General features: G+C 58.1%; 27 protein-coding genes. 11 read left to right on the top strand and 16 right to left on the bottom strand.

All coding sequences use genetic code 11. From position 1 onward, the window contains the following. Nucleotides 1-2: 2 nt before the first annotated feature. Nucleotides 3-518 (top strand): TIGR02444 family protein, encoded by a 516-nt coding sequence (locus tag LB462_RS26495; RefSeq protein ID WP_224514248.1) that lies wholly within the window; start codon nt 3-5, stop codon nt 516-518. Nucleotides 519-577: 59 nt separating this feature from the next. Here the strand turns inward: LB462_RS26495 and LB462_RS26490 are convergent, their stop codons facing one another. From LB462_RS26490 to LB462_RS26480, 3 genes are all read right to left on the bottom strand, one after another. After that, nucleotides 578-1,162 (bottom strand): UbiX family flavin prenyltransferase, encoded by a 585-nt coding sequence (locus tag LB462_RS26490; RefSeq protein WP_224514246.1) that lies wholly within the window; start codon nt 1,160-1,162, stop codon nt 578-580. A 2-nt stretch (nt 1,163-1,164) separates the two neighbouring features. Then, nucleotides 1,165-1,851 (bottom strand): GntR family transcriptional regulator, encoded by a 687-nt coding sequence (locus LB462_RS26485; RefSeq protein WP_112530535.1) that lies wholly within the window; start codon nt 1,849-1,851, stop codon nt 1,165-1,167. A 102-nt stretch (nt 1,852-1,953) separates the two neighbouring features. Then, nucleotides 1,954-3,588, bottom strand: a complete 1,635-nt coding sequence (locus LB462_RS26480) for a UbiD family decarboxylase (RefSeq protein WP_224514244.1) — start codon at nt 3,586-3,588, stop codon at nt 1,954-1,956. A 211-nt stretch (nt 3,589-3,799) separates the two neighbouring features. Here LB462_RS26480 and LB462_RS26475 point away from each other — a divergent pair, with 211 nt between their 5' ends. The 5 genes from LB462_RS26475 to LB462_RS26455 are packed head-to-tail and all read left to right on the top strand — an operon-like array spanning nt 3,800 to nt 9,054. Beyond that, complete coding sequence (locus tag LB462_RS26475) at nt 3,800-6,241, top strand: xanthine dehydrogenase family protein molybdopterin-binding subunit (protein WP_224514243.1); 2,442 nt, start codon at nt 3,800-3,802, stop codon at nt 6,239-6,241. Between the two features lie 15 nt (nt 6,242-6,256). Continuing rightward, a complete protein-coding gene (locus tag LB462_RS26470) occupies nt 6,257-7,198 on the top strand; it encodes an ABC transporter substrate-binding protein (RefSeq protein ID WP_224514241.1) in 942 nt (313 codons plus the stop codon). 12 nt (nt 7,199-7,210) lie between these two features. Then, nucleotides 7,211-7,717 (top strand): SRPBCC family protein, encoded by a 507-nt coding sequence (locus LB462_RS26465; protein ID WP_224514239.1) that lies wholly within the window; start codon nt 7,211-7,213, stop codon nt 7,715-7,717. Between the two features lie 14 nt (nt 7,718-7,731). Continuing rightward, entirely contained in the window at nt 7,732-8,223 is a 492-nt protein-coding gene (locus tag LB462_RS26460) for a (2Fe-2S)-binding protein (protein WP_224514237.1), read from the top strand. A gap of 15 nt (nt 8,224-8,238) precedes the next feature. Next, nucleotides 8,239-9,054, top strand: coding sequence for an FAD binding domain-containing protein (locus tag LB462_RS26455; RefSeq protein ID WP_224514235.1), 816 nt, complete (start codon nt 8,239-8,241; stop codon nt 9,052-9,054). A 21-nt stretch (nt 9,055-9,075) separates the two neighbouring features. Here LB462_RS26455 and fic read toward each other — a convergent pair whose 3' ends face one another. The 4 genes from fic to LB462_RS26435 all read right to left on the bottom strand — a co-directional run bounded on the left by fic (nt 9,076) and on the right by LB462_RS26435 (nt 12,970). After that, nucleotides 9,076-10,176, bottom strand: coding sequence for a protein adenylyltransferase Fic (gene fic, locus LB462_RS26450; protein ID WP_224514356.1), 1,101 nt, complete (start codon nt 10,174-10,176; stop codon nt 9,076-9,078). Between the two features lie 178 nt (nt 10,177-10,354). Beyond that, entirely contained in the window at nt 10,355-11,191 is an 837-nt protein-coding gene (locus LB462_RS26445; protein WP_224514233.1) for an ABC transporter permease, read from the bottom strand. A 9-nt stretch (nt 11,192-11,200) separates the two neighbouring features. Beyond that, entirely contained in the window at nt 11,201-11,962 is a 762-nt protein-coding gene (locus LB462_RS26440) for an ABC transporter ATP-binding protein (RefSeq protein WP_112530546.1), read from the bottom strand. Nucleotides 11,963-11,974: 12 nt separating this feature from the next. Next, complete coding sequence (locus tag LB462_RS26435; protein ID WP_224514231.1) at nt 11,975-12,970, bottom strand: ABC transporter substrate-binding protein; 996 nt, start codon at nt 12,968-12,970, stop codon at nt 11,975-11,977. Nucleotides 12,971-13,204: 234 nt separating this feature from the next. Between LB462_RS26435 and LB462_RS26430 the strand changes: the two genes are divergently transcribed. Beyond that, nucleotides 13,205-13,951 carry an isochorismatase family protein gene (locus LB462_RS26430; protein ID WP_224514230.1) on the top strand — a complete coding sequence of 249 codons (747 nt, stop codon included), beginning with the start codon at nt 13,205-13,207 and terminating at the stop codon, nt 13,949-13,951. Nucleotides 13,952-13,989: 38 nt separating this feature from the next. On the opposite strand, the gene LB462_RS26425 is transcribed toward LB462_RS26430, so the two are convergent. After that, entirely contained in the window at nt 13,990-14,817 is an 828-nt protein-coding gene (locus LB462_RS26425) for an alpha/beta fold hydrolase (protein ID WP_224514228.1), read from the bottom strand. Nucleotides 14,818-15,037: 220 nt separating this feature from the next. On the opposite strand from LB462_RS26425, the gene LB462_RS26420 reads away from it, so the two are divergent. Next, on the top strand, nt 15,038-15,616 hold the full coding sequence (locus LB462_RS26420) for a transglycosylase SLT domain-containing protein (RefSeq protein ID WP_224514226.1): 579 nt from the start codon (nt 15,038-15,040) through the stop codon (nt 15,614-15,616). A gap of 58 nt (nt 15,617-15,674) precedes the next feature. Here the strand turns inward: LB462_RS26420 and LB462_RS26415 are convergent, their stop codons facing one another. Further along, nucleotides 15,675-16,334: a peroxiredoxin gene (locus LB462_RS26415; protein ID WP_224514224.1), complete on the bottom strand. Its 660-nt coding sequence runs from the start codon at nt 16,332-16,334 to the stop codon at nt 15,675-15,677. A 193-nt stretch (nt 16,335-16,527) separates the two neighbouring features. Between LB462_RS26415 and LB462_RS26410 the strand changes: the two genes are divergently transcribed. Next, entirely contained in the window at nt 16,528-16,803 is a 276-nt protein-coding gene (locus LB462_RS26410; RefSeq protein ID WP_112530556.1) for a DUF982 domain-containing protein, read from the top strand. 136 nt (nt 16,804-16,939) lie between these two features. Further along, entirely contained in the window at nt 16,940-17,200 is a 261-nt protein-coding gene (locus LB462_RS26405) for a hypothetical protein (RefSeq protein WP_112530558.1), read from the top strand. A 77-nt stretch (nt 17,201-17,277) separates the two neighbouring features. On the opposite strand, the gene LB462_RS26400 is transcribed toward LB462_RS26405, so the two are convergent. From LB462_RS26400 to LB462_RS26390, 3 genes are all read right to left on the bottom strand, one after another. Next, complete coding sequence (locus LB462_RS26400) at nt 17,278-17,748, bottom strand: SRPBCC family protein (RefSeq protein ID WP_224514223.1); 471 nt, start codon at nt 17,746-17,748, stop codon at nt 17,278-17,280. After that, nucleotides 17,738-18,088 carry an ArsR/SmtB family transcription factor gene (locus LB462_RS26395; RefSeq protein WP_224514354.1) on the bottom strand — a complete coding sequence of 117 codons (351 nt, stop codon included), beginning with the start codon at nt 18,086-18,088 and terminating at the stop codon, nt 17,738-17,740. Before LB462_RS26395 ends, LB462_RS26400 begins: the two co-directional genes overlap by 11 nt. A 67-nt stretch (nt 18,089-18,155) precedes the next feature. Then, nucleotides 18,156-18,770 carry a pyridoxamine 5'-phosphate oxidase family protein gene (locus LB462_RS26390; RefSeq protein ID WP_370637306.1) on the bottom strand — a complete coding sequence of 205 codons (615 nt, stop codon included), beginning with the start codon at nt 18,768-18,770 and terminating at the stop codon, nt 18,156-18,158. Between the two features lie 112 nt (nt 18,771-18,882). Here LB462_RS26390 and LB462_RS26385 point away from each other — a divergent pair, with 112 nt between their 5' ends. Continuing rightward, nucleotides 18,883-19,779, top strand: coding sequence for a LysR family transcriptional regulator (locus tag LB462_RS26385; protein WP_224514221.1), 897 nt, complete (start codon nt 18,883-18,885; stop codon nt 19,777-19,779). 24 nt (nt 19,780-19,803) lie between these two features. Here LB462_RS26385 and LB462_RS26380 read toward each other — a convergent pair whose 3' ends face one another. Genes LB462_RS26380 through LB462_RS26365 form a run of 4 tightly spaced genes read right to left on the bottom strand, consistent with a single transcriptional unit; the run spans nt 19,804 to nt 25,192 of the window. Next, a complete protein-coding gene (locus LB462_RS26380) occupies nt 19,804-21,354 on the bottom strand; it encodes an adenylate/guanylate cyclase domain-containing protein (protein ID WP_224514218.1) in 1,551 nt (516 codons plus the stop codon). A gap of 6 nt (nt 21,355-21,360) precedes the next feature. Next, the gene (locus LB462_RS26375) at nt 21,361-21,726 is read right to left on the bottom strand and encodes a response regulator (RefSeq protein ID WP_224514217.1); all 366 of its coding nucleotides are present in this window, start codon (nt 21,724-21,726) and stop codon (nt 21,361-21,363) included. Between the two features lie 11 nt (nt 21,727-21,737). Continuing rightward, nucleotides 21,738-24,452 (bottom strand): ATP-binding response regulator, encoded by a 2,715-nt coding sequence (locus LB462_RS26370; RefSeq protein WP_224514215.1) that lies wholly within the window; start codon nt 24,450-24,452, stop codon nt 21,738-21,740. Then, nucleotides 24,449-25,192, bottom strand: coding sequence for a Tll0287-like domain-containing protein (locus LB462_RS26365; RefSeq protein ID WP_224514213.1), 744 nt, complete (start codon nt 25,190-25,192; stop codon nt 24,449-24,451). Before LB462_RS26365 ends, LB462_RS26370 begins: the two co-directional genes overlap by 4 nt. Nucleotides 25,193-25,388 lie beyond the last annotated feature (196 nt).

Raw genomic sequence — 25,388 nt, 5'->3', positions numbered from 1 at the left:
GCATGCAGGACATGAATATCGGGCTATGGGACTTCGCACTGCGCCTCTACAAAGCCCCCGACGTCGCCGATGCATGCCTGGCATTGCAGGAACGCAATGGCGTCGATGTGCCTGTGCTGTTGTTCGCTGCCTGGCTCAAGCATGGTTCCATCGCACTTTCTCCGGCAAAGACAGTGCAAATTATCGGGCTGGTCGACGAATGGCGCGATGATGTCGTTGCCCCATTGCGCGCCATCCGCCAGCGGATGAAGACCGGACCAAAACCGGGACCTGACAAACACACCGAAACCCTGCGTGACGCCGTAAAAGCGGCCGAGCTTTCCGCGGAACGCATCGAGCTTATGGAACTTGAAACGGCGGGGTTGGCACTCGCCACGATTTCAGACGATAGCAACCGTTCGACCGATGAGAACCTGCCACTCGTCGTGCGTTATTATCATGGCTCGACTCTGGATTCCGAAGCTCGCAAGTCCATCGCAATAGTGGAACGGGCAATAGAGCAAATTTTGGCCAAGTAGGACCGTTCTGCCGGACCAAATTCACAGGGCTTCGGCGTCGTTTGATGGAGCTGGTAGGCCTATGATTGCTGCTGGCCGGTTTCGTCTTCTTTCCAGCGTTTGACGAGCGGCAGATTAATATCGAACAGGTCCAAAGCGCGACCGACGGTCTGGTTGATCATGTCGTCGATGGTCTTTGGCTTGCTGTAAAAGGCCGGAACGGGCGGCATGATGATGGCGCCATTGCGCGTGGCCTGATCCATCAGCGCGATGTGCCCGGCATGCAGCGGCGTTTCACGGAGAAGCAAAACGACGCGGCGACGCTCCTTGAGGCAGACATCGGCGGCGCGCACGATCAATTCGTCATTGTAGCAATTGGCGATGCCGCTCAGGGTTTTCACCGAGCAGGGCGCAACCAGCATGCCGGCGGTGCGGAAGGACCCTGACGAGATGGCGGCGCCAATATCGCGGTAGTTATACAGCTTGTCGCCGAGGCCGCGGATTTCTTCGGCACTCATGTCGAGTTCGTCGGCGGCAGTGCGCAGTGCCGATGGCGAGACGATTGCATGCGTCTCGACGTCTTCAACATCGCGCAGGAGTTGCAAGGCACGAACGCCATAGATGACCCCGGAGGCCCCGGTTATGGCGATGATCAGACGGCGCATGATTAGTTCGCCGACTCTGAAGCATGAAGCGCCGAGCGGGCGGAGTGGGCAACATGCTCCTCTGCAGCAGCTTTTGCAGCGGCCTTGTCGCGTTTGGCGATGGAGGTGACGATCTTCTCGATCTCGGCGATGCTCTGGACGCGCCGCTCGGGACGCACGACGGAACGCCGGCGCAGCGGGGACGTAAGAACAGTCAGCTTGCTCAGGACACCGAAGGCAATCGGATTGCGCGCTCCGGTGCAGATCCGATCGTAGAAATCGCGTTTGCTGGCGACGATCTCTTCGGCATTGCCATGCAGGTAAGCTTCCTTCAAACGCAGGAAATGGGCTTTCAAGGCTTCGACCTCTGCATCCGGCGCATTCTCGATGAACTGTTCCACGATCAAGGGTTCAAGCACGCCGCGGATGCGGTAGATATTCTCCGCGTCCTCGGAAGTGACGGTGACCACGGCTAGACCGCGATTGTTGAGGTCGGTCAGAATGCCTTCGGATTGCAACTGGCGCAGCGCTTCGCGCAGCGATGTGCGGCTGACGTTGAGCTGCTGGCACAGGTCTTTCTCCACAAGACGCGTACCCGGCTCCAGCAATCCTGTCTCGATTGCGCGCCGCAGCGACTTCATGATCTTGTTTCTCAGCGGCGCAGACTCATGTGTAAGCGGACCGAATGGTTCCATGACCGGATCGTTCATTTTATCCCTCGCAATGCTGCTGCCTGCGTTGTGTTGCCTGTCCCTCAGCGCCGACCCCCGCCGGCGCTGAAACTATATCAGAATCGGGCGATAGTCGCCTGATTATGCTTTCTTTTCAATATCGCGCGCCGGTGTTTCGGGTTTCATACCACCTTTACGCCGGGAGAAAGTGTTTTCGCCATTGGCGCGCCAGTCGCCGCTGACAGCCTTATCGGCAAAGTTACTCCAGACATCGCTCCAGTCGCCGAGCGAATAACCGTGCCATGGCGGCTGCGGCGAGAGTGGCGGCAATTGCAGGTTTTCCCATATCTCGCGAGCCCGCACCATGTAGGGTTCTGCGGGCAGGGCGAGAGGCGGCATCGGTGCTTTCAACGTGGCATCGATGAGAAGCGTGCCCTCGGCATTCTTGTTTGCCGATTTCGGCCCATGCCCGCCGGAGCGGTAGGGCGTCACATGCACGTCGTCGATCATATTGGCACGGTAGGCGAGCGACCAGAACACGGCGTCGGCATTGCGGGCGTCGATATCGTCGGAGACGGCGATGACGATCTTGCCGCACTGCGCCTGAAGCATCGCTGCCCCCTGCAGGCCGCGCCAGATCTCGGACTGCGGCGCGCTGCGGTCGAATTCCAGGAAGATCACCTTGCGGATATTGGTCAAAGGCTCATGCATGACGACGCGCTTGATACCCTTGACGTTGAGCACTTTCTTCAGGTGATTGAAGAACAGCGGCTCATAGGCAACGCGCTTGAGAACGCTCGATTCGCTGGGTGTGACCTGGCTGACGATCGAGACAAGCACGGGTTTGCGCTTGCGGGTGATCGCCGTCACGCGCATGGACATGTTGAAATCTTCGAGCGCGACATGGCCATGGCTTTCGCCAAAGGGCCCTTCAGGCTCAAGGAGCTCCGTGTCGATCAAGCCTTCAATGACGATTTCGGCGTCGGCCGGCACTTCGAGATCGATGGTCTTGCACTTGACGATACGAACGGCCTCGCCGATGAGACCGCCGGCAACGCCGAGTTCGTCCTGATCGATAGGCAGCTTCTGCGGCCCGGTGAAAAGAACGGCAGGGGCACAACCGATAACGATGGCGCAGGGCATGGATTCGCCGCGCTTTTGATACTTCAGCCAATGCTGATACCCCCCGGCACCGGACAGGCGGCTCGCCATGCGCACGCCGAGCCGGTCTTCGGCTTTCAGCGCGGCGCGATAGGTGCCCATGTTGCGGATGCCATTTTCCGGATCACGCGTAACGCAAAGCGTCGCGGTGAAATAGGGGGCACTGTCGAAGCCAGGTGTCGAGACCGGAACCGGCAAGCTGCCGAGACCACGGCCTTCGAGCTTGAGATCATCGCCCGTGATGACGACTTCCTGGCACGGCGCGTCCTCGACCATGACAGGATCGATTGGGTTTTCCATGGCGTTGACCCAGACATCTCCGATCTCGCTCTCGGGAACACCAAGACCGATGGCATAGATTTCCGGTGAAGCGGCGAGGACACCCACTGCAACCGGGATATCGTATTTCTCGCCTTTCGCATCTTTCACATCGGTGAAAAGAAAACCGCGCCGCTGCGATTCGGGCAGACCGCCCTGGAACTGCCAGCGCGCCAGCGGATGCAGTTCGCTATCCTTGTCGATCGGCACCTGAATTCGCGTCAGCAGGCCGCGTTCTTCCAGCCGTTCCAGATGTTCTTGCAGGTCCAGTGGAGCCTTGCGCTTGTGCGTCGTCATGTAAGTCTCATTCTCCCGAAGATGCGCTTCTCCAATGCCTTGAAGGCGAGGTGAAAAGCGCAAAAACCACTCATAACCATAGGGGCGATCCGCCCAATCAGAAAGATATTGCATCTTTTCGATTGCATTACTCCGACATACTGTCATACATTAATACGAAGAGCAACAGAATGTCGTCGGCGTAATTTCAGCCGGTAAGGGTAGAGGATTTATGGGAAGCCCACTTCATAAAAGCACGAGCGGACACGGGACAGCCGTGCTGGAAAAGCCTGAGCCGGCTGGTCTGTCGCCGGAAATGGAGCTCGTGCGCGATGCGCTGTTTCGCCATGTCGGAAAGCCGCTTCCGCGCAAGGAAGACGGGCGGCTCATTACCGGCAAGGGCCGGTTTTCCGACGATTTCAGCCTGCCCGGGCAGACATTCGCTGCGATGGTACGCTCGCCATACCCGCATGCGCGGATCCTCGGCATCGACACATCGGAAGCGCTTGCCAGTCCCGGCGTTCTGGCAGTCCTGACTGGTGCCGACCTGTTGGCCGACGGACTTGAGCCAATCCCGCACAATCCGGTTCCTTCGACGAAATTCGATGTGAAGCTTACGGCTGCCGGCGGCGGCATACCATTCACTGGGCCGCATTATCTGCTCCCGGTCGACAAGGCGCGCCATGTGGGCGAAGCCGTGGCTGTGGTGATCGCCGAGACGGCGGCCCAGGCGGCGGATGCGGCTGAAAAAGTGTTTGTCGACTACGAGGAATTGCCGCACGTCACCGAAACCGCAAAGGCCGCGCTGCCCGGCGCACCCGCTGTGTGGGACGAAGTGCCGAACAATGTCTTCATCGATTCGAGCTTTGGCGACGAAGCGGGGACAGCAGCAGCCTTCGCGGCGGCCGATCACGTGGTTACGGCCGAATTCCATATCGGCCGTGTGACCGCCGTACCGATCGAGCCGCGCTCGTCGCTCGGTCATTTCGACGACGAGACCGGGCGCTATACGCTTTATGCCGGCAGCGGCGGCGCCGTGCGCCAGAAGGGTGAGCTTGCCAAGGTTCTCGGTATCGAGCCGAAGAACCTGCGTGTGCTTTCATACGATGTCGGTGGAAATTTTGGCGCGCGCAATCGCGTCTATGTGGAATTCGGTCTGGTGCTTTGGGCATCGAAGAAGATCGGGCGGCCGGTCAAATACACGGCAACACGTTCCGAGGCGTTTCTTACGGATTATCAAGGCCGCGATCTCATCACCAAGGTCGAACTTGCGCTTGATCGCGAAGGCAAGTTCCTGGCGATGCGGGCAGACAATCTCAGCAATGTCGGTGGTCGCTGCGTCTCGCTGTCGCCGCTCAGCAAGGGATCCGGTCTCATTACCGGCTCCTATCACATTCCGGTGGCGACGCTGCGCGCCCGCGCCGTCTTTACCAATACGATGTGCACGCAGGCCTACCGCAGTTCCGGCCGGCCGGAAGTAACCTACGCGATCGAGCGTCTTGTCGAGAAGGCCGCGCGCGAACTCGGTTTCGACAAGCTCGAACTGCGCCGCAAGAACCTCGTTTCACCGGACATGATGCCTTACACCAACGCCGTCGGCTCCATCTATGACAGCGGCGAATACGAAAAGAACATGGACCGCGCGCTTGAGCTCGCCGACTGGGGGGGATTCGAGGTGCGGCGCGAGGAAGCGGCCGGCCGCGGCAAATTGCTGGGCCGGGGTTTTGCCAACTACGTGGAGTCCTCCATCGGTTCACCGAAGGAACGCGCCGAGATTGAAATCAAGCAAGATGGCACGGTCGAGGTCGTCATCGGTACCCAGCCGAGCGGCCAGGGTCACGAGACGAGTTTCGCACAAGTGGTTGCCGACATGATCCAGGTGCCTGTCGAAAAGGTGTGGATTATCCTTGGCGATACCGACATTGTCAGCGTCGGGGGCGGATCCCATTCGGGCCGTTCGATGCGCCATGCGGGAACCGTCATGGCCATGGCGTCTGCAGACCTCTTGAAGGAAGGTCGCCGCCGGGCGGCGGAACATTTCGGCGCAGACTTCGACGCTATCGATTTCGAAAGCGGTCACTTCAAGCTGCGCGGCACCAACCAGACGATCGATATCTTCACGCTCGGTGACCTGACGCGCGAGAAGGATGGGCCGTTGCGGGTGGCGCGTGACAATGAGATGCACACGCCGGTGTTTCCGAATGGAGCAGCGATCTGCGAGGTCGAAGTGGATCCCGAAACCGGACACGTCCTTATCACCAGCTACGCGACTGTCGATGATGTGGGCCGCTGCATCAATCCGCTGATTGTGCATGGCCAGACCCATGGCGGCATTGCGCAGGGCGTAGGGCAGGCGATGTGGGAGCTTTGCGCCGTCGATGCTTCGTCGGGCCAGCCGCTTGCCGGATCGTTCATGGATTACGGCATGCCGCGCTCCGACAACATGCCTTCGTTCAAGTGCGAGATTGCCGAAGTGATTTCCCCGACCAATCCGCTTGGCATCAAGGCCGGCGGCGAAGGCGGGACGACGCCGGCGCTTGCGACGGTCGTCAACGCCGTGCTCGACTCGCTCAAGGACTACGGCGTCACCGATATCGATATGCCGGTCACCCCGCATGCGGTGTGGCGGGCAATTCATCAATCGAAAGGCGAGCGCGATGCTCGTGCGTCCTAGGAGGATTTCTCGCAAATGACTGCCGAAACCAAGACCAATATCCGCATCATCGCCTTTCCGGGCGCTCCCAATCTGCCGACATTTGCAGCGATGGAACAAGGGTTCTTCGCCGATGACAACCTGTCCGTCGACCTGACTTTGACAGGGAGCTCGGTCGAGCAGGCGCAGCGGACTGCCGCGGGTGAATTCGATATCGTCTTTACTGCATTCGATAATGTCGTGGCTTATGGCGAGGGGCAGGGAGCTGCTGGCGCCGGTGTCGATCCGGGCTATGTCGTGCTCATGGGCGGGACGCAGCTCGAGCTTGCGATCGTTACAGCCCCCGAGATCAAGGAGTATTCGGATCTCAAGGGCAAATCCGTCGCGCTTGATGCCCTCTCGACGGGGTTTGCGTTTGTGCTGTTCGATATGTTCGAAGACGGCGGACTGAAGCGGGACGAAGCGAACTACGCGCCGGTAGGAGCCACACCACAGCGCTGGCAATCGGTGAAGGGCGGAGAGCATGCCGCGACCTTGACCATCGAGCCATTCACCAGCATTGCCCGCCGTTCAGGCTTCAACGTGCTCGACGTGTCGACCCGGATCTACGACAGCTATCAGGGCGGCGTGGTTACGGCGAGGCGCGCCTGGGCAACGGAGAATCCTGACGCTGTTCGCGCGTTCATCCGCGGTTACCTGAAGGGCCTTGCCTGGACGCTTGATCCGGCCAATCGCGAGGCGGCTGAACAGCTTTTGCAGGCGAAGATGCCGGAAATCCAGCCCGCGGCGTTGCAGTCTGTCATGAGCAGCCTGCTATCGCCGAAATCAGGCCTGACACCGGATGCGAAAATCATTCCGGAAGGCATGAAGCGCGTGCTCGAACTGCGCTCGCGCTACGGCATAGCCGGGGCACCACTGACCGATCCGGCGAAATATCTGGACCTGTCGCACTACGAGGCCGTGACCGGCGCAAACTGAGAGGAGAGTTTAATGGATCTCAAGGGCGAATACCGCATCGCTGCGCCGCGCGAGCATGTCTGGGCGCTGATCAATGACCCGCAGGCGCTCCGCGAATGCATACCCGGCTGCAACAGCCTGGAAGGCTCGCTGGAGGATGGGTTTACCGCCCGGGTGACCACCAAGATCGGCCCGGTCAAAGCGACATTTGAAGGTGAAGTCACTCTGAGCAACGTGATAGCGCCCGAGAGCTATACCATCTCTGGAGCTGGCAAAGGCGGTATCGCCGGTTTCGCCAAGGGCGGCGCCGACGTCAACCTTGCCGATGTCGATGGCGAAACCATCCTGACCTACGTCGCCAAGGCGCAGGTTGGCGGCAAGCTGGCACAGCTCGGTTCCCGGCTCATCGATTCAACGGCCAAGAAGCTTGCAGACGAGTTCTTCGCCAGCCTTGCGGCCCGCGCCGCGCCGGCCGATCCCGCTGTAGCAGCGATTGAAACACCAGCGGAACGCCCCAAGGCCCGCTGGTTCTCCAGATAAAAGGGAAGGCACCCATGTCCAAAGTCGCCATCACCGTCAACGGCACACTCCACACGAAGGAGGTCGAAGACCGTACGTTGCTCGTCCAGTTCCTGCGTGATCATCTTGGCCTGACCGGAACACATGTCGGCTGCGATACGACGCAGTGCGGCGCTTGCACGGTCATTGTCGATGGCAAGGCTGTCAAATCCTGTACGATACTTGCGGCGTCCATCGAAGGCGCATCGGTGTCCACGGTCGAGGGCCTGGCCGATGGCGAAAAGCTGCACGATGTGCAGGCGGCCTTTCATGAGCATCACGGATTGCAGTGCGGTTTTTGCACGCCCGGTATGATCATGGCATCGGTCAATATGATCGAGCGTCATGACGGCGTCCTCGACGAAGCTACAGTTCGCCATGAGCTAGAGGGCAATCTTTGCCGTTGCACGGGATATCACAACATCATCAAGGCGGTGCTCTCCGCCGCTGAAAAGCACCGCACGGCGCACGCCGTCGCGGCGGAATGAAGAAGGCAAACGCCTATGTATGAAACAACCTACCATAAGCCAGGAACGCTGCAGGAAGCAGTCAGTCTTTTCTCCGAAGTCGAGGAAGCCGCTTACCTCTCCGGGGGGCACACGCTGATCCCCACGATGAAGGGAAGGCTGGCGGCGCCTGCCCATCTGATCGATGTCCGCCGCATTCCCGAACTTTCGGGGATTACCGTTGGTCCGGATCGCATCATCATCGGTGCCGCAACCACGCATGCGACGGTCGCTGCATCCGAAAAGATCAGAGCGCTCATTCCATCACTTTGTGGCCTTGCGGGTTCGATCGGTGACGTTCAGGTCAGGCACGTCGGCACGATCGGCGGCTCCGTTGCCAATAATGATCCGGCAGCGGACTACCCGTCGGCCGTGCTGGCGCTCGATGCGACGCTGCATACGGATCGCCGCAGCATCCCTGCCTCCGAATATTTCGACGGGCTCTACACCACGACGCTGGAGCCTGGTGAAATTCTCGTGCGTATCGAGTTCAAGGTGCCGGAGATTGCCGGGTATGCCAAGTTTCGCAATCCGGCGTCGCGGTATGCCTTGGCAGCTGCGTTCGTTGCCCGTCATCGCGACGGCAATATCCATGTGGCGATCACGGGGGCCGGAAACGCCGGCGTCTTTCGCTGGACGGAGGCCGAGGAAGCGCTGCAGGCGAGGTTCGAGCCGGATGCGGTGAAAGGGCTGCTGCCCGATGAGAACGACCTGATGGGCGACATGCACGCTCCTGCCGATTACCGCGCGAATCTTGTCGGGGTCGTGACCCGCCGTGCCGTGGAAAACCTCGGCGGCATCTTGATCGAATGATGATAGATCATGCTGACGGAGTTATGCTCCGTTCAATCCGCCGCCTTCGGACAGGAGATCCAGCATTGCCGGATTGATGAAAAGGTTTTCGCGTCCTGACCTGATTTCCCGAAGCACGCCTATTTCTACGAGCGCTTTCAGATAGGTGGAGGCCGTTTGCCTCTTGGCAATTCCTGCGTCAACCAGATCGCCGATGCGGCAATAAGGATTAACGAAGATAATTTCTGCAAGCTCTCGAGAATAGATTTTTGGCAGTTCTTGACGAATTCTGGCGGTAGTTTCATTCAAAAGGTCGCGAATTGCGCGGATCTTCAATGTCGACCATTGTGCAGTCTCCTTCACTGCTTCAATCATGAAAAGAATCCAGTTCTCCCATTCATTATTTGTAGTGACGGCCAGAAGCCGCTGATAGTAGAGCGATTTGTTCCGGATAATGTAGCGGCTAAGATAGAGGATCGGAATTTCCAACAATCCTTTGTCGACGAGAAACAAAAGATTCAAGACACGGCCTGTTCTGCCGTTCCCGTCGGTGAAGGGATGGATTGCCTCGAACTGATAATGCATTACCGCAAGGCGGATGATCGGATCGATGTCTTCCGCTTCATGGATGTAACGCTCCCAGTTTGCGAGCTTGTCGCGCAGCAAGTCCTGCCCATCAGGGGGTGTATAAATAACGGCGCCGGTTGCCTCGTTCACAAGTGCTGTACCGGGTGTCGCGCGAATATCCAGATCGAGACCTTTGATCGTACGGCAAACCTGAACTGCTATCGACGTGGAGAGTGGGCGTTGTTCGAGCATTCGAAACCCCTCTCGAAGGGCGGTGCGATATCTCAAAGCCTCTTTTGTTGCAGCATCCGCGTAGTTGCCGTCCTCGTTGACAAAGCGAAACAGACGATCCGTTGTTGTAACAATATTTTCGATCTCGGAACTTGCCTGCGCTTCCAGGAGGGGGATGGAATTAATCAAAACGGCTTGGTTGGGTATAAGCTGCCCCGATACCAGCAGTTCTGCCAAGGCTGCGCGCGCCTCGATGCAGGCCTTTAGTATAGGCTTTGTCTCTATATCCCGCGTTGGGGGCAAAAGAGGCAAATCATTATAGGGACGTTCAGGCCGAAAGGTCATGTCGATGTTCTCGGTTTTCATCGACGTATCATTGTTACACGTCGATTGGATCGACACGATGCCCTAATATGTCGATAAAATCAATTTATATCGACATATCGTTTTAAGTCGGCCAAAAGCAAAAGAACCGCTGCAGTTGCCCGCAGCGGTTCTCCAATAGCGATGGATGATTGTCGTGTCAGACGCTGTCGTGGCCGGTAATTTCGCTCTGCCACGGGGCAACATATTTTTCCAGCCAGCCAACCAGTGCGGTCAAGGCCACGGCGAGCACCATGATCAGAATGACGGGCACGAACATCTCGGCAGTGCGGAAACTATTGGCCGAGGTGATGATGATACCGCCGAGACCGGAGATCGCGGTGAGGAACTCGGCGATGACGATACCGATGACCGCCTTGCCGATGCCGAGACGCAGACCGGCCATGATGTAGGGGATTGTTGCCGGTAGAATGATGCCGCGCATGATGGCCGTTTGCGAGGCGCAGAAGGCGGTGCCGACCTCGATCATGGTTTTCGGCACGGCCTTCACACCGAACCACGTGTTGATGCAGATCGGGAAGAAGGAGAGGAGGAAGACCACAACGGCCTTGACCATGAAGCCAAGACCGAACCACAGGATCAGCAAGGGAACGAGGGCAATCAGCGGGGTGGCATAGCCAGCGGTGACATAGATGCCCAGGGCGGATTCGAGGATACGGTATCGGCCGAGCAGCAGCCCGACCGGGATACCGACGATCGCGGCGACGATATAACCCACGATGAATGGCTGGCTGCTTTGAATGAGCGCGTCCTGCAGGCGGCCAGTCTGCAGCATCGAGAAGAATGCCTTGACGATGGCGCTCGGGTAGGTGCCAAGCAACGGATTGACGTCGCGACCGAAGAACTCCCAGAGACCAGTCGCTATGGCGACCGATATGGTGGTGATCACCCATGCCGGTACAGTGGTTGTCCAGCTTGCCTGACCTGTGCGGCGCTCCACGCGGGCCGGCGCCTGTATTTCTGTGTCTGTAGTCATCGTTCTTCCTTAGGCTGCAGCCGAAACGCCCGCATCGTGCAGGGCTTCCCAGATCAGCGTGCGTTTCTTGGAATATTCCGCCGAAGTGCGGATAGCGCGCATATCAAGGCGCGGGCGCTCCAGTTCGATCGGAATGATCTGGCTTATCTTGCCAGCATGCATGACCGCAACGCGGTCTGCGAGCATGACCGCTTCGTCGAGATCATGGGTCACGAAAATGATGGTCTTTTGCGTCTTGGCATGGATGGAAAGCAATTCTCCATGCAGTCCCTCACGCGTCTGCGAATCCAGCGCGCCGAAGGGCTCGTCCATCAGCAGCACTTCCGGATCGATCGCCAGCGCGCGAGCAATACCCACGCGCTGTTTCATGCCGCCGGAAAGCTGGTGCGGGCGTCTGTCCTTTGCCAGGGTCAGACCCACCAGTTCCAGATAATGCATGGCCGTTCGGGAAAGTTCAGGCTCCTTCATGCCCTTCATCTCCAGCCCATAGCCGATATTGCTGAGCGTATTGCGCCAAGGCAGCAATTCGGCATGCTGGAACACCATGCCGCGATCGTGACCACAGCCGGAAACAGGACGCCCGGCGACTTTGACCTGACCGGACGTGGCTGTCTCAAGGCCCATGATAATGCGCAGGGCGGTCGTCTTGCCGCATCCGCTCGGGCCAATCAGGGCAACGACGTCACCCTTTTCGACATTGAAGGAGACACCGTCCAGGGCATGATGTGTGCCAAAGGACTTGGTGATGTTCTGTACTTCCAGATGGGCCATATTCTTTTCCAGTTATTTCTTGACGCGTGCGAGAGCCTCGGTGCGTACGCTGTCATCGACGAACTTCTTGGTATCGGCGTTGCCGTCGAGAAACTTGAGCTTGACCATTTCATCGTCAACCCACTGCAGCTTTTCCAACGGGATGGCCAGATCCGCATTGATCGCCTTGTACTCGAGGGCTTCATTGTAAATGAACTCGGCGGTCTTGTCGTCCTCGGGCAGGTGACCGACCTTGCGGGCAACCTCGAGCATCGCGTCCTTGTTGGCGATCGCATGAGCGAGGCCTTCCATCTCGGCGGCGAGGAAATTGGTCATCGCTTCGCGGCGCTCGGCGATCTTCTTGCCGGTGGTCATGATGCAGACCTTGAGGAACTGCGGTGTAACCTCGACACCCTTCAAAAGCGGCTTGACGTTCAAGGCGTCTGCATCGACGGCGAATTCGCTTGAGCTGGCAGCAGCAGCAACGACCCCGCCGCCAACGGCCTTGACGCGATCGGCGCTGCCGCCGGCATTGGCGAACGTTACGTCCGTATTGGCAAGGCCGGATGCTTCAAGCGCGAGGCGGGTGAAAATATCGGGAAGCGAGCCAGGCGCAGAAACGCCGACCGTCTTGCCTTTGAGATCAGCCGCACTCGCGATGTCTTTACCGGAAAAGACCGTATAGGTCATGCCGGGCCAGTCGCAGCCGATGATCTTGACGTCGGCGCCCTGATGCAATGCGGAGAGCGCGATAACGGGGCTCGCCTCGAAGCTGTCGAGATCGCCGGCGATGAGCGCCTTCAACGCAGTTGGACCACCGGTGAATTGCACCATGTCGATGTTGATGCCGTGCTTGTCATCGAAGCCACCTTCTGCGGCCTGAAAGAGGAAGCCGGAATCGCCCTTGGCTTCAACGATGCCGTGGCGCCACGCCTCTTGAGCGCTGGCTATCGAAGTCATTGCGGTCGATGCAAGGATCACGCCGGCGAGAGCGCAGGCAAAACGGGTTTTAAGAGACTTGTGAATCATGAGTTCCTCCTCCAAGGGCGCCCGTGCCGGGCATTCACGCAAATGCAGTTAGCTTAATTTCTCTTGTCATTCTGTTATAATGTATGTTTGCCATACAAACAAATTTGTGAGAGAAGTCAAGTCGCCGAGGCATCTTTTTGTCGGAAGGAGGGTACACGGACGCGTGTTTTCATCCGATCGGCGACGCCATGGCATGGTTTTCCGGTGATTTTCAAAGGATGGAGGATAGATTCAATGGCAGAGCGAATTTGGGACAAATTCCTGACGGAGCGCGACAAGGAAGTATTCAAACTTGCCGGATATGGCGCACGCGCAGGGTTTGGCAAGCGGCCGGCGCTGTTGATCGTCGACGTCAACTACGCGTTTTGCGGCGACAAGCGCGAGCCCCTGCTTGAATCGGTGAAGCGCTGGCGCCAGTCGGGTGGCGAAGCCGCCTGGGATGCCCTGCCTGTTCTGCAGAACCTGATTGGAACAGCCCGCGACCGCGAAGTGCCAGTGATCTATACAACCGGAGTGCGACGCTCCGACAATTGGGACGCGGGCAGCTGGGCCTGGAAGAACGAACGCAGCGGTGAAAAACCGGGTGGCAGCAATCGCGATGGCAACGAGATCATGCCGCAGATCGCGCCGGAACCGAGCGACATCGTCATCTACAAGCAGAAGCCCAGCGCTTTCCATGGGACCAACCTCATCAGCTATTTGACGCTGCTCGGGTGTGACAGCGTCATCGTTGCTGGAACCGCAACCAGTGGCTGCGTGCGCGCGACGGTGGTCGATGCCTTCAGCTACAATTTGCGGGTGACGATGGTCGAAGACGGGTGCTTCGAGCGTTCCGAGGCGAGCCACGCCATGACGCTGTGCGACATGAACGCCAAGTATGCCGACGTGATCGACAGCAGCGAAGTCGTCGAGTTTCTGTCGGGGCTTCCGCGCGGCATGTACAATCTGCCGCGTGGTGCCAGCCAAAAAGCGGCTGAATGAGACAGACGGCGCGAGTGATCGCGCCGTCCCTTTTTACCTCAGGCCTTGGTGGCCTCGATCAGCAGCTGAAGATTGCCGGCGATGATGGCCGGAACTTCCAGCGGGGTAAAATGGCGGGCACCCTCGAGGATCGTCAGCGTTGCCCCTGGGATATTATCTGCGAGCACACGTGCCATTTCCGGCGGCGTCGCATAATCCTCGGTTCCGACAAGCACGCGACATGGGAAGTCAAACTTCGGCAATGCTTCGCGCAGGTCGGCTGCGCCGAGCATGTTGCAGGTCGCGATATAGGCGTCGATTTCATTGGCGAGGAAGGTCGAGACAGCGGCTTCCACCACGTCCGGATTTGCCTCGCGAAAGCCATCGCTGAACCAGCGGGTCTTCTGGAAACCGACAAGCGCCTTCAGGCCTTCGTTCCTGGCTTTTTCAGCGCGTTCAGCCCAGGCTGCGGGCGCGTTTTCCCCATACCAGGCCGTGGTGTCGAACAGGCCGAGAGCGTCGACACGCTCAGGATGGGCTGCGGCAAAGGCAAGGGCGATGCAGCCACCCATCGACGCACCGGCGACGACGGCCGATGACCAGCCGACATGGTTCATGAGATCGGCGAGATCATCGGCGAATTGCGCAGTGCTGTAGGGGCCTGCCGGCTTGCCGGAAACGCCGTGGCCGCGGCAGTCATAAATGAGAACCTCGGATGCAGCGGCAAGTGCCGTGGCGGCTGGCTCCCAGAAAAACTTGTCCATCGCCAGCGAATGAATGAGAACGCAGCGGCCTTCGCCGCTCCCGGGGACGATGCGATAGGAAAGCCTTATCCCGTCGCGGGTCTCGGCAAAACCTATCGTTTGAGTTGGCATCAAATCGCTCATGGTAATTGTTCCGCTTCAGCATGGATGGAGATCGCTAGCGATGTTTGTCGCTAGTCGTAGTATTGTATGACGGTATTAATTGATGGGTCAAGAGGCGAAGCCTCGCACCGCCATATCGATCTTTAATCAAATTTTAAGGAGGAGATTATGAACCAATTAACCGGTAACCAGTCGTTAGGAATTGCGGAATAGGTGAAAGGCTCTAGACAAGGACTTGCCCATGCGCCGCATCATGTTCATTGCGTTGTTGTTGCTCACAGGCTGCGCCACTGCGCCAACCCAGACCAACAATGTCTGTGCCGTATTCGATCAGAGAGACGGCTTCTTCAACAATTGGTACAAGCAAGCCAAGAGTGTTGAGACGGAATATGGCGTGCCGGTTCCCATTCTTATGGCGACGATCTATACGGAATCCGGCTATCAGGCCCGGGTCAAGCCGCCGCGCACAAAATTGTTCGGCTTTATTCCGTGGTCACGGCCATCGACCGCGTATGGTTATTCGCAGGCCCTCGACGGGACATGGGCGGATTATCAACGGGAAACCGGCCGCTGGACTGCCCGGCGAACAGATTTCAGCGACGCTATTCGTTTCATTGGCTGGTACCACGCAAGGAGCCATCAGATGAATGGCATTCCGCTCAACGATGCCTATAATCTTTACGCCGCTTACTATGCAGGGCCGAATGACTATGCGCGTGGTACTTGGCGGGGCAAGCCGGCCATCGACCGGTCCGCACGGCGAACAGCCACGATAGCAGGTACCTATGCCGCGCAGCTAGCCAGTTGTGGATTACAATAAGAACAACATGATAGAAAAATGAAACCCGCCGGTTAGGGCGGGGCTCATGTTGTATCGTTCAGGCGCTTGGCTGCTTGGTCTTGCGTAGATAGGGCAACACGCGCTCGAAGCCGCCGAAACGCTGGTTGGCGTCCTCATCCGAAACCGCTGCGGTGATGATGACATCCTCACCCTGCTTCCACTGGGCCGGTGTCGCAACCTGGTGTTTTGCGGTGAGCTGGATGCTGTCGATTGCGCGCAGGATCTCGTCGAAGTTGCGGCCTGTGGTCATCGGATAGGTGAGGGTCATCTTCACCTTCTTGTCCGGACCGATAATGAAGACGGAGCGCACGGTGGCGTTGTCGGCGGGTGTGCGGCCCTCGGACGTATCGCCAGCTTCCGCAGGCAGCATGTCATACAGTTTTGCAACCTTCAGATCCCTGTCGCCGATGAGGGGGTAGTCGACCTCATGGCCCGTTGCCGTCTTGATATCCGCCTTCCACTTGTCGTGATTTTCGACAGGATCGACCGAAATGCCGATGATCTTGGCATTGCGTTTGGCGAACTCCGGAGCAAGTCCGGCCATGTAGCCAAGCTCGGTCGTGCAGACCGGCGTGAAATTCTTCGGATGACTGAACAACACGGCATAGCTACCGCCGATCCAGTCGTGGAAATGGATTTCGCCCAGCGTGGTTTCAGCGGTGAAATCCGGTGCAGTGTCATTGATGCGAAGGCCCATCGCGTTTCTCCCTTGGTCGTGATTTGAAGGTTTTCGCCTATTCGCCGCGCGAACCAGGCGAATGTATCCAATTTAATTGAACTTAGCACATGGTCGCCGAAGTAAACAGGCAATGCACGGCGAAGTTCAACTAGCTACAAGGATGCAAGTTTTGAAACGGGAACCTAAATTTGAGCCCTAGCGTTCTAGCACTATGGAAAACGTTCACTTCAGGTCAGTCACAGTAGAGTCGCTTTTTCCCGACAGGCTCCGCACGATCGCCTCCGTCGCGGAAGCTGCAGAATTCCTCTTGAACGAATGGCCCGGCAAACGCGGACGACTGCATGGTCTCGCACAACTGGCGTGTCTAGAAGCCATGGACGGAAGTGCGACCGGCGACATGGCGCGATCCGTGTTCATCGAGGCAGCCAAGGAAGCGGATATCTATGTCGAAGGAAGCATTGCCAGCACTATGATCCCGGGACAGTGAAAAAATAGCGCGTCGCCCGAGGCTCTAGTCCACATTGGTTAGCGAACTGACGATAAAATAGCTCTTACGGCCTATTACGTTTCCGTCAAGAATCTTGGAATGATTCAGGCAGGGGTTACGTGGTGGGCACCGAATAATGAACGAAAAACTGGGGCAGCTTTTTAGCATTCTCAAAGAACAATCAGACGAAATAGCACAACTCAATATGGACTACGCAGTGGAACGCACGCTCGTTACAGGCGTGATGTCCTTGCTGAGTGCACGCGGCTTGTTGCTCGACGTCGACTTCGACGAAATCGCCGAGATTGGTTCGAGGGTCGGGAATTCGCAATTCTCGTCGCTCCTGGCAAGCCGGATCGAGTGCTTGAAGACGGGAAATCCGGCGCTGTATAATTAAGCCGGCGGCATGGCAGCTTGGCGGCCATGTCCGGCGTCCCGCCAGACATGGCGTGCTGTAGCGAACCGGCCGCAGGTTCACGTCAATCGTTCGGCGAATTTTGAAAGCTGGTCGATTGCAGTTCCCCAGCCATCTTGGAATCCCATTTCGTCATGCTTTCGAGAGTCCGCGGCGTTTTTGTGCAACACGCGGGCGGCGTATCGGGTACCGCTGCGCTCTGCCTCAAATGTTATTATCGCGGTCAATGCGAGCCAAGGCTCTGCCGGCTTCCAACCCTCCGTCAGGACCGTCGTAAAGACCAGGCGGGCTTCAGGAACAATCTCCAAAAAGCAACCGTCGACATGCGGTTGGAATTCACCGCCACCCTCGCGCATGCGCGTCTCGAATGCGCCACCCGGGCGAACGTCCAGCTTGACCACCTCGCATTCAACGGGTGCGGGTATCCACCATTTCGCCAGATGCTCAGGCGTGATCCACGCTTTCCAGACGACCGCTGGCGGCGCATTGATGAAACGCGCAATGGTCAGTTCGAATTTTTCAGCCGGCATCTTCAACACTCCTCGACATTTGGGTTTCGACATACTCAGCCAGCCGGTCCGTTCTGGCCTGCCAAAGCTCACGTTGCTCCGAGAGCCAGGATTCGGCGGCCGCCAGCCTCTCGGTATTCACCCAGCAGGTGCGGACGCGGCCGACCTTTTGCGAACTGATCAGTCCGTCGTTTTCAAGAATTCGGAGGTGTTTCATGAAGGACGGCAGTCCCATGTCGAATGGCTCTGCCAGTTCCTTAACCGGCGCGGGACCCTTGACAAGGCGATTGACGACTGCCCGTCTCGTTGGATCAGCGAGGGCGTGAAAGGCTGCATCAAGAGGCGCGTAATAGTTCTCCATATGGAGAACTATAGACAAAGCTATTCCATTTGGCAAACTAAATTTGCTTGCGGAACCGCGGTGCGCGTCAAGCTGGTTGCAGGCGAGCGAGTTCCGCTTCGAGCGACTTGATACGTTCGTCGCGCTCGAGCAACAACGCGGCCACGTCGCTGGCCTCGAAGCGCATCGGAATGTGCTGTGGGCAGTTCATGTCCCAGGCAGTAACTGTGAACAGGATCGCCTGCTCAGGTCGTGCGCGATAGCCCTCCGGCATCAGTTTTTGCATGAGATCGGGGTCGTCTTCGACAGTCCGCGCTTCGCCCCATAGCTTCACCCGCTGGCGGTTGCGGTAATCGATGAGAAACAGAAACGCCTTGGGGTTATCCGCGAGATTACCGGAGGTTATGTACTGACGGTTGCCGGCAAAATCTGCGAACGCAATGGTCGTATCGTCGATGACGCGCAGAAAGCCGGGTGGGCCGCCGCGGTGCTGAATATAAGGTTGGCCCTCGTCATTTGCCGTTCCGAAGAAGATACTGGTCTGGCTTTGGATGAAATCCGCCAGGTCTGGCGTGATACGCGTCTGCCATGAGCCGCGCTGCTCCATGCTCTCATAACCATGGCGGGACCCCTTGCGGGACTGAATTGCTTTGACGGTCGGCGTGAAAGCGACGTCGCTGGAAAAGGCGTGTCCGGACAGCATGACCAACTCCTCGGAGGGATGAGATACGTGGACGCCTAACATAGTCTCTTCCATAAAATTGCTGTAGATGTCAGTTATTGGAGTTTTCATTCCAGAAAATGAAAGGATTCGAATGGATCGTCTGGATGCAATGGCCGTGCTTCTTGCTGTTACAGAGGCGGGAAGTCTGTCCGCCGCCTCACGCCGCCTTGGGATTCCGCTTGCCACGGTCAGTCGAAAGGTCTCCGACCTTGAGGCGCATCTGAAAACACGTTTGCTTATCCGTTCGAGCCGCCATGTCTCGCTGACCGATGCCGGCCGCGCTTATGTCGAGGCGAGCAAGGCCATTCTGGAGCAGGTCGATGAGGCCGAGCGTACCGCGGCGGGCGAATACACAACGCCGAGGGGTGATCTGGCGATGAGCGCGCCGGTGGTATTCGGGCGGCTTCACGTGCTCCCAATCGTGATCGAATTCCTCAAGATCTATCCAGAAATCAATTTGAGGCTTAGTCTCAGCGACCGTCAGGTCAATCTGGTGGAAGACCATATCGATCTCGCGCTGCGCATTGGCAATCTGCCGGACAGCAATCTTGTCGCGACCAGGGTCGGCTGGATCCGTCGTGCGTCCTATGCGAGCCCGGCCTATCTTGCGCAACGCGGCGTGCTAGAGCGCCCCGAGGATCTTGTTGGCCATGAGTGCATCACCTTCGAGGGGCTGAATTCGCCACGAAGCTGGACTTTCATGGATGGCAGGAAGGAGGTCAGCGTGCCGGTCCACTCCCGGCTGAGCATCAGCACCGCCGACGCCGCAATCGATGCGGCAGTTGCGGGTCTCGGTGTGACGCGGCTTTTGTCTTACCAGGCCACCCGCGCTCTTGCGGCAGGCGAGCTGCAGATCGTACTCGAGGCATTCGAACCGGAGCCGTGGCCGGTGAGCCTGATCTACGTGGGACAGGGATTGGTGCCGCTGAAACTGCGAGCGTTTATGGATTTCGCTGTGCCGAGATTGAGGGCGGTCTTGGCGGAGTAGATGTTGGGCAAGACGATGGCCAGATCATAAAAGCAGGTACGTCGGATACTTGCCAATCCCATGAATATCCCGGATCTCCCGGTGGCACTCTCCGAAGTCCGGGCCGAGCGCGTCGAAAGTGCTTTGAGATATCTGGATACGTCCGGGCGTCCCGCAGGATTCCATGCGGCTGGCAACGTTCACCGTGTGCCCCCAGACATCGTAGACAAAGCGTTTCCGGCCAATGAGGCCGGCAATGACAGGGCCGGAGTTTATTCCAATTCGCAGGCTGAGCGAACGCTCACCTGTCATCTGGCACGTCTCGGCCAGCATGGCCCTTGCAAACGCCACGGCTGCCTGGGCATGGTCCGGACGCGGGTCGGGCAACCCGGCCGCCGCCATATAGGCGTCACCGATGGTCTTGATCTTCTCGATACCGTGCTGATCCGCCAATTCGTCGAAGCGCGAAAACAGCTCTCCAAGTCTTTGGACCAGTGTGATAGGCGGGGTGCGTGCCGCGAATTCCGTGAAATTGACGATATCCGCAAAGACGATCGTCGCCATATCGATGCGATCGGCGATCACTTTTTCACCATCGGCGAGCCGCTTCACCACCTGTCTCGGCAAAATTGCATCAAGGAGCGTATCGGCGCGCTCCTTCTCGAATTCGATCTGCGCGAGATAGCGCCTTTCGCGCTCACGCCAACGGCTGCGTTCAAGACAGGCGGTTATGCGTGCACGCAATAGCACCGGATCGATTGGTTTGTGCAGATAATCCTCGGCTCCTGCCTCGATGCAACGGATAATGGCGTCATCGTCTTTCAGGCCCGAAATCATGATGACGGGTATCTCGCGCAGGCGTTCGTGCGATTTGAGCCGGCTGAGGAGTTCAATGCCGTTCATGTCGGGCATCAGGATATCGGCCAGGGCCAAATCGAATTCCTGCGTCTCCAGGATGCGCAGCGCTTCTTCGCCGGAACTGGCGACAGTGACGAGATGGCCGTCGCGCGTGAGGCGCCGGTTCAGAAGATCGCGGTTCGAGGCGGTGTCGTCGACAACGAGGATACGGCCCGTTTCGTCCGACGAGGGAGCCACGCGAGCGGCAATGGTCCGCGCGAGATCGGCTGCTATGGTGACGTCAATATGGTCAGTCGGCTTTTCATCCGGATCATCCGAGAAAACGTCCAGTCTTCCATCGATCTGCTCCAGCAAGAACCGGCTTTCCTCGATGATCTTCGCAATATCATCAACGATGCTTGCGGCGAGAACATCCGAGAAATCCTCTATGACCATCTCCGAATAGCCGAGAATGGCGTTCATCGGCGTTCGCAAATCGTGCCGTAATTCACTATCGACGGTGAATATTCCGGCAGTTTGCGACGCTTCCATCTCCAAAAGCCGCTTGATAAGCAAGTTCAGGTCGCGAGCAGCGCCAAGCACCTTCTCGAGATCGGGCAATGCTTCGGCGGGCCCGTTTTCCACGACCGCTTCGATCACCAGTTCCTGATAACCAAGGATAGCCTGTGCGGGATCGGCGATCTTCTGCACAAGGCGGGCAATATAGGCGCGGCGGCCGATGTCGTTGGGAAGGGACACCGGCGCTCAACCTCCGGTCAGTCTGGCGATCTTGTCGAGGAGCGCCGGTAATTCGATTGGTTTGGTATCATAATCATCGCATCCGGCTTCCATGGCTTTTTCCCGGTCTCCGGCCATGGCGTGGGCAGTGAGCGCGATAACAGGAATGGCGGCCGTGAGGGGATTTCCCTTGATCCGCCGTGTTGCTTCCCAGCCGTCGATGACCGGCAGGCTCATGTCCATAAGAACAAGATCGGGCTTGTTGCTCACTGCCGCTTCGACGCCGGCGAGGCCGTCAGTTGCGATGATCACTTCATATCCCCGCCGCTCCAACCGGCGCGAAAGCATGTCGCGGTTCATCTCATTGTCTTCGACGAGAAGAATCTTGACCATATTCCTGCTCCTCAAGCATCTTCGCTGAGCGGCACATGCCGCTTCAAGGCTGCGATCAGGTCGGCGCGGCCTTTGGTTCCCTTTCTGACAACTTCACTCGCACGCGTATTGAGCCAATTCAGTTCGTCTCGAGTAAGGTCCTTCGATGTGACGACGACGACGGGAATATCGACGAGGTCAGACCGGTCCTGAATAGCCCGAAGCAGCGCGAAACCGTCCATGTTGGGCATCATCAAATCGAGGACCATAACCGTGGGGCGCCCTGCCTCAAGCTCCGCAAGCCCACGCTGGCCATCGACGGCCTCCCGAACCCGCCAGCCTTCACGAACGAGGACCCGCCGGAAAAGTTCCCGCGTTGCCGGGTCATCATCTACAATGAGCACGTCGTGCTGCCCGGCGCCTGCCACAGCGTTCAACATTTCAACGAGCTGCCGCGGATCGATAGGCTTGACCAGATGGCCTGCTGCGCCGAAGGCCAACCCCATCTCCCGATCCGCGACGACGGTTGCAAGGATCACAGGGATATCGCGCAGCGCCTTGTCAGACTTGATCTCTCGCAGCACCGACCAGCCGTCCTGACCGGGCATGATAACATCCAGAATGATCGCGTCCGGGCGCGATTTGCGCATCTTTGCCATGCCCTCTTCGCCGCCGGCGGCTTCGATGACGTTGAAGCCCGCGCTGCGGACAGTGTCAGAAATAAATCTGCGGGCCCGCGCTTCATCGTCGATGACGAGAACTGTTCCGCGCCGCGCGTTATCAGGCAGCTCCACCTGCGGAGCGGTTTCCTCGGCGAGGGGTATTGTGCCGTTTGCCGGTATTGTGAACCGGAAGGTCGAGCCTTCGCCGAACTTGCTTTCCACCTCGATCGCACCGCCCATCATCTTGATGAAATGCTGGGTGATGGCGAGACCAAGACCGGTTCCGCCATAGTTGCGTGTGGTGGATGCATCGACCTGCACGAACGCCTGGAAGAGCTTTGCCTGTTGCTCCTTTGTCATGCCGATACCGTTGTCGCTGACAGCGAATTCCACCAGATCGCCCCTGTCGTCATCCTGATAGCGCCGGACCGACAGCCGGATCTCATCGTTCTCGGTAAATTTGGCGGCATTCGAGAGCAGATTGAAAAGGTTTTGCCGCAGCTTGGTCTTGTCAGTTTCGATTTCATCAGGCTCGACCGATACGGTGACCGTCAGGCGATTGCCTTTTTTGGTGATCAGCGGAGCAACGGTGCTTTCGACATCGACCAAGAGCTGTTTCAGGCTGACAGGCTCGACGTAGAGCTCCATCTTGCCCGCCTCGATCTTCGAAAGATCGAGCACATCATTGATCAATGCAAGAAGGTGACGGCCCGATCCCATGATCTTGCCGAGATCGGCGACAAAACCTGGCTTGCCCCAATCACTGGCATCCTCCATCAGCATTTCGCTATAGCCAATGATCGCATTGAGCGGCGTGCGCAGTTCGTGGCTCATCGAGGCGAGGAAACGGCTCTTTTCCTGGCTGGCGACTTCCGCGCCGCGCTTTGCTTCCTCAAGCTCCGTCTGACGGTGCTTCAGATCAGTGATGTCGGTATAGACCGCGACCGTACCGCCTTCCGGCGTCTTGCGCTTGGCAACGCGTATCCAGGTGCCGTTGGCAAACTGCCGTTCCATTGTACCTTGCGGGTCCCGCTGGCGGCGCATTGCCTCCTTGAGCCAAGCCTCCCGCTCGGCACGATCTATTTCGGTCCGGCCACGCTCCGCTTGCGCGCGCATGATTTCTTCGAAGCTGGTTCCGGGTGTCATAAGGTCCGCTGTCTCGGGGAAAATCTCCAGATAGCGCTGGTTCACGAGTACAAGCTTGTCGTCGGCGTCGAATAGGGCAAAGCCATCGGGAATGGTTTCGATCGCAGTCCGGACAGTGTTGCGCTGGTGTTCCGCAGCTGCTTCAAGCACGCGCCGCTCTGCCTGCCCATCGCGCAACAGACGCAATGTCGTCGCGAGCCGGCCAAACTCGTCGCGACCCTCGGGAGGCAGTTCGACATCCTCGCGTCCCTCGGTAAGCTGAGCCATGGCCCTGTCGACGCGCCCCAGTGGTACAAGGATGGATCGAAGCACCAGCCACGTCATGATCGCGCCGGCGATGGTAATGGCACTGACGGCAATCATGGCGCGGTTAAAGGTATTCCGCATCGTCTTGACGGCCATATCGCGCGCACCATCGGCTTCAGTTTCGAGGCGTGTTTCAAGCGCCGTCAGTACGCCGTCTATTTCGTCGCTGTAACTTCTTGCTGCGGCGAGGCGCGTGTTGCCGACGACGCGGTTGTCGTTGGTGTAGGCATCGACGGCTTCCATCGCTTGATCGTAATAGGACTTTGCCCCCTTCTGAATCATATCGGCGGCGTCGGGAGCAAACTCCCTGATGCGCGCCAAATCCGCATCGAGGGCAGTTCTTGCGGTTTCGGCGCGACGCTCCGACAGCGTCAGGAGGCTCACCGACAGATCGGTCAGCCAATAGCGCATTTCACCAAAATGCCTGTGTGCCTTGGCGGCCTCGCTGAACATGTGAAAACGCGCGTTTGCCACTTGGACACGCCGTTGATTGTCGAGAAGGTCATGGGCCATGAAGGCGACACTGAGAAGAAGCGCTCCCAACAGGGCCGCCGAAAGGCAGGCGAGTCGCAGTGGTATCTTCCGTTCCAGGAGCCGGCCGATGCGGGACCGAATGGCATTGAAAGCGCTCATTTGAACAGTGTGATGCTCATTGCACCGCCCAGATCGCCTTCTGCACCGCCTTCTTTCGGATAGCCGGAGATATCCATCTCCCCTTTGGGTGTTCCGTGGCAACTGAGGCACGAAGCGGAATAATATTCGGGAATGAGCATGCGAAACGCAGGACGGCCGTTCATGGGAACCTCTTCGACGAAGGGTTTGCCTTTTGGCCAATCGGCGGACATGAATTTCTGTTCGATGACCTGCTGTTCCCATTGATCGGGCAGGGCCTTGCGATTCCGCACGAGTTCCTCTGGAGCTGTCACCTTCATCTTTGCCTGATCGCCGACTTTTTCCCCGAAGCGTTCATTGACGAGGCGGGCAAACGTGGCGGGAATAAAGCCCTTGAAACCCACGCCCTCTACATCGATCATCTTTTGATGCTCATCGACGACTTCGCGCAAGGCAGCGACCTGGGCGTCAAAAAGCTTTTTGTCGTCCGCATCGAAACTGTCTTCTGGCGCAGGTTTTCCCTTGGCGAAGATTTCAAGCGTCTCGTCAGCAACACGTTGCCCCGTCAGATGCTTGTCGCCTATCGATGCGTCGTTGATCAGTTTTTGGTGGCCGGAAATCACAGTGCGACCAGCACGCAGGAACGCCGCGAGCCTCTCTCCCGTCGCGATGTCATTGCTGTCGTCCGCCGCGACCGCACCTGCAAAAGCGCAAAATACAACCCCTGCTAGAAAAACTCCGCACCTCAGACCGCGATGCATGATGGTTCCCCGTATTTTATTGATTATGGGAAGAGTGTAACAGACGCTGGAAAGATTCAAAAGCGCCCCATTGGGGTGTCCCTTGTAGCACTATTCGAACCGGCAAAAGGTTCTCGATTCCGTTACGTGGCGCAGACGTGGCTGTGCGTGGTTGCGCCACCTTTGGAGCATTGAAAAGCAATCAAAGGACGGGGGT

It is taken from the genome of Phyllobacterium chamaecytisi (assembly GCF_020164455.1).
Taxonomy (GTDB): Bacteria; Pseudomonadota; Alphaproteobacteria; order Rhizobiales; family Rhizobiaceae; genus Phyllobacterium; species Phyllobacterium chamaecytisi.
Note: the sequence above shows the minus strand (reverse complement) of the source record. Positions and strands in the feature narration are given on the sequence as shown.